Here is a 7,934-nt window from a genome sequence, read left to right as displayed (position 1 = left end):
TCATCGCCGAGCACGCAGAGGTGCGCGTCCGCGACTTCCCGGCGCTGATCCACGCCGGATACGACCGCATGTATCCGCTGACCGACCCGCCGAACTACGAGCCGACCCCCGAGGACAGCGTCTCCGGTCTGGCCGCTGCGGACGGCGTCGAACCGGTCGAGAAGATGTACGACCTGATGCTCGCCGACGAGGGCCGTCAACTGCTGTACATGCCGCTGATGAACTACGCGAACGGGAACCTCGACGACGTGCGCGAGATGATCCTGTCCGACCATTCGATGTTCGGACTGTCCGACGCCGGGGCGCACTGCAACGTCATCTCCGACGGCACGTTCCCGACGACCGCGATCACGCACTGGACCCGCGATCGAGCACGCGGTGAGCAGATCGACCTCGAGTTCGTCGTCCACCAACAGACCCAACGCACCGCCGAGCACGTGGGTTGGCACGATCGGGGTGTCGTCGCACCCGGTTACCTCGCCGACCTCAACGTGATCGATCACGCCCGACTGGCGCTCAAGCCGCCCCGCTTGGTCGACGACCTCCCGGCGGGAGGCACGCGGCTGATGCAACCGGCCGACGGCTACGTCGCGACGATCAAGAGTGGACGGGTCACCGTCGAGAACGGCGTGCTCACCGGCGATCGTCCAGGGCGACTCCAACGCGGCGCCCAACCCGCTCCCGCCTGACACAGCGGCGCGGATCGGATGGGCAGCATCACGCGTCGGGTTCGCCGATGTCCTCGTTCCAGAGCGACGGCTCCTCGGCGATGAAGTCGGTCATCATCCGGACGCATTCGTCGGAATCGACGACGACCACCTCGACCCCGTGTTCGCGCAGGAGGTCCTCGGCTCCCATGAAGGTGCGGTTCTCACCGATCACCACCCGCCTGATTCCGTAGAGCAGCATCGCTCCGGTGCACATGTGGCACGGCGACAGCGTCGTGTACATCGTCGAGCGGGCGTAGACGTCCGCAGGTCGGCGACCGGCGAGTTCGAGCGCGTTCGTCTCCCCGTGATGGATCGCACTGCCGTCCTGCACGCGACGGTTGCGGCCGGCCCCGAGCACCCGCCCGTCGCAGACGAGCGCCGCGCCGATCGGGATTCCGCCCTCGGAGCGCCCGATCCGCGCCTGCTCGATCGCGATGTCGAGAAACGCTGTGTCGTCCTTGTCGCTCATGTCGCTCATGTCGCTCAGGAGATCTGGGGTGCGTCGGCGGAGACGAACTGGGTGCGGAGTTCGCGTTTGAGGACTTTGCCGGTCGCGTTGCGGGGGAGTTCGTCGACGATCGCGATGTCGCTCGGCACCTTGAACTTCGCGAGGCGGCTCACGCAGTGCTCGACGACGGTCGCTCGGTCGATTTCGGCTCCTGGTTTCAGCGCCAGCACGGCGAGCCCCACCTCGCCCCAACGGTCGTTCGGGATCCCGATGATCGCGGCCTCGGCGATCGCCGCGAGTTGGTACAGCACGTTCTCGATCTCGGCCGGATACACGTTCTCGCCGCCCGAGATGTACATGTCCTTCCACCGGTCGACGATGTAGACGAACCCCTCGTCGTCCATCCGCGCCGCGTCGCCGGTCTTGAGCCAGCGACCCTCGAAGGCGTCGGCGGTGGCGTCGGGTCGGTTCCAGTAGCCGGGCGTGATGTTCGGCCCCGCGACCCAGAGTTCGCCGATCTCGTCAGGTGCGCAGTCGTCACCGTCCCCGTTGACGATCCGGAACTCGGCGTGGACCAACGCCTTACCGGTCGAGCCGACCTTGCGCAGCGCGTCACCCGCGTTGAGCGCGATGCATGCCGGGCTGGTCTCGGTCATCCCGAACCCCTGCATCAGCAGCACTCCACGCTCGGTCCAGGCCTCCATGATCGACAGCGCACACGGAGCGCCCCCGACGCCGGCGACGCTCAGTCGCGACAGGTCGGTCTCGGCGAAGTCGGGGTGCTGCATCATGAACTGGTAAGGAGCCGGCACGGCAAAAAAGTGGGTGATGCCCTGATCGGGATCACCGAGGAGACGAAGGGTCTCGCCGGGCTCGAAAGCCTTCAGGATCACGACGGTCCCACCGGCGTGCAGCACCGGGTTGGAGTAGCAGTTCAGACCGCCGGTGTGGAACAGCGGCAACACGTTGAGATGCACCGTGTCCGGTCCGACGCCCACCGGAAAGCCGAGGTTGACGGCGTTCCAGAAGTTCATGCCATGGGTGATCATCGCCCCCTTCGGCAGGCCGGTGGTTCCCGACGTGTACATGATCGTGATGACATCGTCGTGAGTGAGCAGCTCCGGCTCGACCCGCGTGCCCTCGTGACGGGCGAGCGCCTGCTCGTAGGCGCTGTCGGGCGAACCACCGTCGATCGCGAGCAGTGCGTCGATCGCGCACCGCTGCTGCAATTCGACGGCCGACTCCGTGAACGAGACGTCGTGGACCATCAGCATCGGCGAGCTGTCGTTGACGATGTACTCGAGCTCCGGCACCGTGAGCCGCCAGTTCAACAGCACACAGATCGAGCCGGTGCGGGCACATGCGAACTGGATGTCGAAGTACTCGACACCGTTCTGCGCGAGCACGGCGACACGGTCTCCGCGACCGATCCCGAGCGATGCGAGATGGGCTGCCATCGCGTCGACGCGACGATCGAGGTCGGCGTACGTGAAGCTCCGAGCGGAACCGAGGTCGCGGATCGCCTCCTGGTTCGGACGGTGCGCGGCGTGCCGTTCGATCCAGTCGTAGGCGCGGACAGGCCCGTGGCCGGCCGGGCGTGACGACGTCATCGACGCCAGCTCCGCTGGATCGACCTCGAACTCCGCTGAACCGTCCGTTGTTGGTGACATCCCACTCCTTCGCGCGCCGTTCCGGGTCCTGCCGAAACTAGCAATCCGCCGCGCGGCGGGCCGCCTGGGAGGCGCGTGTCGAAGTGGAATCGGACCGATCGCTCGACGTCGAGAACCGCGGTCAGGAGCTGCGGTACCGGGCGATGTCGTCCGCGGTGAGGGTGGACCCCGCGGCGAGCGCGGCCGCCTGGATGTCGGGGTCCATCAGCGACGCCGTGTCGAAGTAGTCCGCCGCATACGTCACGAACCCGTCGGTGCGGCGCCGAACGCTCGTGCCTCGGGTCATGAAGACGCGACGCCCGTCGGGTTGCACCGCCATCTGCTGCCACTCCTGCACGGTGGTCGTTCCGTCGTCGAGTTCGGGTCCGAGTGGCTCGAACACGATGTTGCCGACCTTGCCCATCACGTCCGTCAGCCAGTCGCGGATCGCTGCTCGACCGCGGATCTCACCGAAGATCGGGTCGTGGTAGACCGAGTCGGTTTCGTGGAACTCGTCGGCGTCCGCTCCGACGTCGATGTCCGCGACGGCGTTTTCGGCGACATCGTGGTCGCGGTGCCAGACCGTGCGCGGCCAATCCGGCAGCGGTTCGGCGTCGACGTCGACCTCGGCGTCCGGCGCGGGAGGCACCCGGAACGGCCCGGTGTCGTACACGTCGCATGCCCACGTGATCCAGCCGTCGCGGTAGCGGCGGACGCTGACGCCGCGTGACAGCGGCATGCGGTCCTCTCCGAACACGGCGACCATCTGCCATTCGTCGAGTGAGGTGCCTCCCTGTCCGTCGTCGAACACGCACGGCGACGCGGTCGGGACGAACTCGATGAAGTCGATCGTGGCCATCACCGGGATCAGCCAGTTCCTGATCGCCGACTGCCCGTGGGACGCGCCGTAGATCGCGTCGTAGTAGATCGAGTCGTCGGGCGCCATGAAGTCCGCCATCATCTGCAGCGCAACGGGTTGGCGACCGGGCTCGGTGAACCACGGGTGGGCGAGTGCCTCCAACATCGCTGCGGCGTCGAGACCCGAGGGCTCGGTCACGATGCGCCCGAGATCCGGCTCGCCGTCGCCGACTCCCTCGACGTACGAGTCGACGAACTCGTCGGTTGATCTGCTCATTGCGACACCCCCATGTCGTTCGACGGCCGACGGTAGTGGCGGTCGTCGTCGCGGCACGGTTCGGAGCGTCGACGCCCCGGCGCCCGCCGCGCTGTCGTTCAGCGGGTCCGTCCGACCCCGGTGAGTGCGCCGCGTCCGGCGACGATCGGAAGGTCGAGGAACGTGACCACTCCGGGATCGGCGTCCATCAGGTAGGGAACCGCGTTGATCGCGTGGGCGCCGGTCGACGCGAGGACGTTCCGATTCCAACCGTGCTTCAGCTCGATGTTCATCTCGGGCTCACCGACGATCCGGACCGACCAGTCGCCGACCGGCCAGTCGGGCGCCGCGGTCGAGTGCATTCTCCACACGGTCTCCTGGGAGACGAACGGGACGTCATCGACGACAGCGTCCCAGCGGTAGCGCTGTCCGGCCACGGTCCCCGCGGGCACGCAACCGGCTGCGGTGTCGAGATCGCGATCGGTGACCCAGGTCTCGACCTGGGAGTTGGTTCCCGTCGTCGACACCCCGATGCCGTCGGCGACCATCTGCACCGCCTCGGTGAACAGACCGTCGAGCCAGCGCCGATGTCGAGCCGAGTTGTCCTCGAACTGCGGCGGGGTCAGCCCGAAGTTCATCATCTCGAACATGATCTCGGGAGACGGATAGTGCTGGAAGTTGCTGATCTCCTGCACGTCGATGCGGTCGATCCGAAGCGACAGCCCGGACATCAGCAGCGGGAGCAGGTCGCCGAACCAGCCCGGGTTGGCACCCGTCCCGTGGAACGTCGATCCACCGATCCGGCATGCCTCGGTCAGACGATCCATGACGCCGTCTCCGTACACCTTCGGGTACATGTATCCGACCGTGGTGACCACGTGCTTCCCCGACGCGAGCAGCGTGCAGAAGTTGTCCAGGTCGGCGTCGGGATCGTCGCCGTGGACCAGGGAGGGGAGCGGCATGTGGAGGACCACATCGGCCTCGACGGCGAGAATCTCATCGAGGTCGTCGGTCGCGAGGACGCCCGTGGAGGGCAGGCCGACGATGTCGCCGACATCGAGGCCGGCCTTCGCGGGGTTGGTGACCATCAGGCCGACCAGATCCATGTCCGGCTGTTCCACGAGGGTCCGGATCACGTGCTGGCCGACATTGCCGCTTCCCCACTGGACCACACGAATCGTCATGGCCGGTCACTGTAGGTTGCAGGTCTCAGATTCGATTCAGTGGGGCCCGGGCGTTCGGTCGGTCCTCCGCACCAGGCAGGAGACCACGACCATGCGACTTCAAACCTGTGAGCCCGCCCGTTCGCTGGGCCTCGGGGAGACCCGTCGGCGCGGTGGCAGACGCGCCGTCACCGCTGTTCTCGTGGTCGTGTCGCTCGGTGCTCTCGCGGCGTGTGGCGGTTCGGACACCGGCTCCGAGTCGTCTCAGGAGGCGTTCTGCGACGCCGGTGATCGCCTCCGGACCGACGTCGAGGGAATCGCGACCCTCGACTTCCTCTCCGGCGACACCGATGGTCTGAGCGAGCAGTTCGATGCGATCCGTTCCGACCTCGACGAGTTGAGCGAGAGTGGATCCGACGTCGCCTCCGAGGAGATCGATGATCTGCAGGCTGCGGTCGACGAGTTCGGCGCATCGGTCGAATCGTTGACCGACGGGTTCTCGATCGATGCTGCCGGGGCTGTCGCAGATTCGGTCGGCGACCTCGTCACCGCAGCGAGTGCGGCCTTCGAGCGCCTGAGTTCCGCCTGTTCCTGACATCGGTCAGACCCGGCCGGTCTCCGGGGACGTCCGAGCCGGATCGTCAGTCGAGTTGGTTGCGGCGCACCTTGCCGGTGGCCGTGCGCGGAACCTCGTCGATGAAGTGCACGTCGCGCGGGGTCTTGTGGCGCGCCAGGTTGTCCGACACCAGCTTCTTCACCGCTGTCGCCGACAACCGGGCGCCCGTTTCCTTCACCACGTAGACCGCCAGTCGTTGGCCGAACTCGTCGTCGTCGACTCCCACCACGGCGACGTCGGCGATCGCCGAATGCGCCAGGAGCAGGTCCTCGACCTCCTGGGGGAACACGTTCTCGCCGCCGCTCACGATCATGTCGTCGGCGCGCCCGGTCACGAACAGCAATCCGTCGTCGTCGAGGTGGCCGATGTCGCCGGAGGACATCAGCCCGTCGACGATCTCCTTGCCGCCGCCACCCGTGTAGCGATCGAACTGTGCGCCGTTGCCGACGAAGATCGTTCCGATCGTTCCCGTCGGCACCCGGATGCGGTCGTCGTCGAGGATGACGATCTCGGACCCGGTCATCGCCCGTCCGGCCGTGTCCGGATGGGCCAGCAGGTCGTCGGGCGTCGCGAGCGTCGCCTGGCCCACCTCCGTCGATCCGTAGAGGTTGTACAGGTTCGGACCGACGCGGTCGAGCCACTCGCGAACGACCGGCACGGGCAGGGCCGAGCCGCTCGACGCCACGATCCGCAGCGACGACAGATCGGTCGAGTCGAGTGTGGGTGCAGCGAGCAGTCGCTGCAGGATCACCGGGACGACGGCGAGCACGCTCACCCGTTCCCGCTCGATCCGCGCGAGCGTTTCGGTTGCATCGAACGACGTGGACAGGACCACCGTTGCTCCCAGTGCCGTTGCGAGGAACAGTTGCGCCAGCCCCCACGCGTGGAACAGCGGTGAGGTGATCGCGATCACGTCGTCGTGGCGGTACGGGATGCGATCGATGATCCCCGCTGCGGCCGACGGGTCGGCTCGGTTTCCGCGCCGGGCGCCCTTCGGCGTGCCGGTCGTCCCGGATGTCAGGAGAATCGGTGCAACCGGCATCGACGCGCGCAGCGGTCCGAGCCCGGCCGACGCCCGAACGGATTCCGTGGTGTGCAGCGAGAGATTCGGGTGGTCGTCGTCGCGGCCGCCGACTCCGACGGCGATGACCGGCGCAGAGAACGCCTCGTTCGGAACGAGGTGGAGCAGTTCCGCGTCGATCGCGAGGACTGCGATCTGCTCGCGATCCATCACCTCGGCCATCTGCGGAGCAGCCGAACTCGTGTTGAGGTACACGACTCCGAGGCCCGCCTTCGCTGCGGCAACGGTCAGTTCGACGAAGTCGCGATGATTTCGACAGGCGAGGCCGATGTGGTCGCCGCGTCGGGCGCCGAGTCGATGAAGCCCCTTGGCGAGTTGACTCGACTGTCGGTCGAGCGCCCCGAACGAGAGCGTGCCGCGGTCGTCGACGACGGCGATGCGGTTCGGTGTGGCGAGCGCTGTCGATGCGACGGGTGCGGCGATCGTCGGTCCCCAGCGGGCCGTGCCTGCGGTGAGCGCCGGCGCGCGCCGTGGGTCGAGCAGACCGACGCGGCTCGCCACGTCGAACAACGAACCGAGCCGACTGCTCATCGACGGTACCGAGCCGGTGTGGAGGTGAGGTCGTCGACGATCATGCGGGGTGCCCGCGGGTGGAGCAGGTTCGACGGTACTCCGTCAGGACGTGATGGTCGTTCCTGGATCGTTGGCGACCGGGTCGGCCGGGTTGTCGAGCGTCAAGGCGCCGACGAACTCCGAGTCGGTCTCCGACGCGGACGGCCCGTAGGCGAGGACCACGGCGCCGCGCGAGGCGCAGTACGGACAGGTGAGGCCGACGACCATCTGCATGTCGTCAGGATCGGACGCTCCTTCGACGCGGTGCATCGCATCCGTGTCGAGTTCGGCGACGAGGGAATGTCGAGAACACACCCCGCATCTCATCTTGGCGTAGGGGCGAGCGATGTGGTCGGCGGTCCATCCGTCGTCGGCAAAACGCGCGAGGACGTCGATGACCGACTCGTCTGCTGCGGGTGTTGGTGACGTCATGGGTGCGGTGTACCCATGCGCGTCCGTGTCCAATCGCGAATCGGCCGTCGATCAGACGTCGGAAGGCGGAGGCGGCGGTGCGTTGACGGGTGTGGGGTCGGCCGTCGCTTGGGCGTTGCGTGCCAACTGATTGCGCAGGAGTTGGTTCTCGTAGCGCAGTTGTTCTTCA

At 67.2% G+C, this 7,934-nt stretch carries 8 protein-coding genes; 2 read left to right on the top strand and 6 right to left on the bottom strand.

What is annotated here, in order from left to right:
- Positions 1-689: amidohydrolase family protein (locus WBV89_RS21395; RefSeq protein WP_423983355.1), on the top strand; the 689-nt coding region annotated here is incomplete at its 5' end.
- A 28-nt stretch (positions 690-717) separates the two neighbouring features.
- Here WBV89_RS21395 and WBV89_RS21390 read toward each other — a convergent pair.
- The 4 genes from WBV89_RS21390 to WBV89_RS21375 form a co-directional block, all read right to left on the bottom strand.
- The gene (locus WBV89_RS21390) at positions 718-1,179 is read right to left on the bottom strand and encodes a nucleoside deaminase (protein ID WP_423983356.1); all 462 of its coding nucleotides are present in this window, start codon (positions 1,177-1,179) and stop codon (positions 718-720) included.
- A 14-nt stretch (positions 1,180-1,193) separates the two neighbouring features.
- The gene (locus tag WBV89_RS21385; protein ID WP_423983354.1) at positions 1,194-2,768 is read right to left on the bottom strand and encodes an acyl-CoA synthetase; all 1,575 of its coding nucleotides are present in this window, start codon (positions 2,766-2,768) and stop codon (positions 1,194-1,196) included.
- 181 nt (positions 2,769-2,949) lie between these two features.
- Positions 2,950-3,942, bottom strand: coding sequence for a nuclear transport factor 2 family protein (locus WBV89_RS21380; protein WP_423983353.1), 993 nt, complete (start codon positions 3,940-3,942; stop codon positions 2,950-2,952).
- A gap of 98 nt (positions 3,943-4,040) precedes the next feature.
- Positions 4,041-5,105 (bottom strand): dihydrodipicolinate reductase, encoded by a 1,065-nt coding sequence (locus WBV89_RS21375; RefSeq protein WP_423983352.1) that lies wholly within the window; start codon positions 5,103-5,105, stop codon positions 4,041-4,043.
- Between the two features lie 91 nt (positions 5,106-5,196).
- Between WBV89_RS21375 and WBV89_RS21370 the strand changes: the two genes are divergently transcribed.
- Positions 5,197-5,679: a hypothetical protein gene (locus tag WBV89_RS21370; RefSeq protein ID WP_423983351.1), complete on the top strand. Its 483-nt coding sequence runs from the start codon at positions 5,197-5,199 to the stop codon at positions 5,677-5,679.
- Between the two features lie 46 nt (positions 5,680-5,725).
- Here the strand turns inward: WBV89_RS21370 and WBV89_RS21365 are convergent, their stop codons facing one another.
- Together WBV89_RS21365 and WBV89_RS21360 are read right to left on the bottom strand one after the other, a co-directional pair.
- Positions 5,726-7,312 (bottom strand): AMP-binding protein, encoded by a 1,587-nt coding sequence (locus tag WBV89_RS21365; protein WP_423983350.1) that lies wholly within the window; start codon positions 7,310-7,312, stop codon positions 5,726-5,728.
- Between the two features lie 84 nt (positions 7,313-7,396).
- A complete protein-coding gene (locus tag WBV89_RS21360; RefSeq protein ID WP_423983349.1) occupies positions 7,397-7,765 on the bottom strand; it encodes a hypothetical protein in 369 nt (122 codons plus the stop codon).
- Positions 7,766-7,934: the final 169 nt, after the last annotated feature.

Source organism: Ilumatobacter sp., assembly GCF_049588435.1.
Taxonomy (GTDB): Bacteria; Actinomycetota; Acidimicrobiia; order Acidimicrobiales; family Ilumatobacteraceae; genus Ilumatobacter_A.
This window is presented reverse-complemented; position numbering and strand designations above follow the sequence as displayed.

Coding starts and splice junctions, on each gene's coding strand:
- WBV89_RS21390 (WP_423983356.1), bottom strand. CDS start 1,179: ATGAGCGACAAGGACGACACAGCGTTTCTCGACATCGCGATCGAGCAG.
- WBV89_RS21385 (WP_423983354.1), bottom strand. CDS start 2,768: ATGACGTCGTCACGCCCGGCCGGCCACGGGCCTGTCCGCGCCTACGAC.
- WBV89_RS21380 (WP_423983353.1), bottom strand. CDS start 3,942: ATGAGCAGATCAACCGACGAGTTCGTCGACTCGTACGTCGAGGGAGTC.
- WBV89_RS21375 (WP_423983352.1), bottom strand. CDS start 5,105: ATGACGATTCGTGTGGTCCAGTGGGGAAGCGGCAATGTCGGCCAGCAC.
- WBV89_RS21370 (WP_423983351.1), top strand. CDS start 5,197: ATGCGACTTCAAACCTGTGAGCCCGCCCGTTCGCTGGGCCTCGGGGAG.
- WBV89_RS21365 (WP_423983350.1), bottom strand. CDS start 7,312: ATGAGCAGTCGGCTCGGTTCGTTGTTCGACGTGGCGAGCCGCGTCGGT.
- WBV89_RS21360 (WP_423983349.1), bottom strand. CDS start 7,765: ATGACGTCACCAACACCCGCAGCAGACGAGTCGGTCATCGACGTCCTC.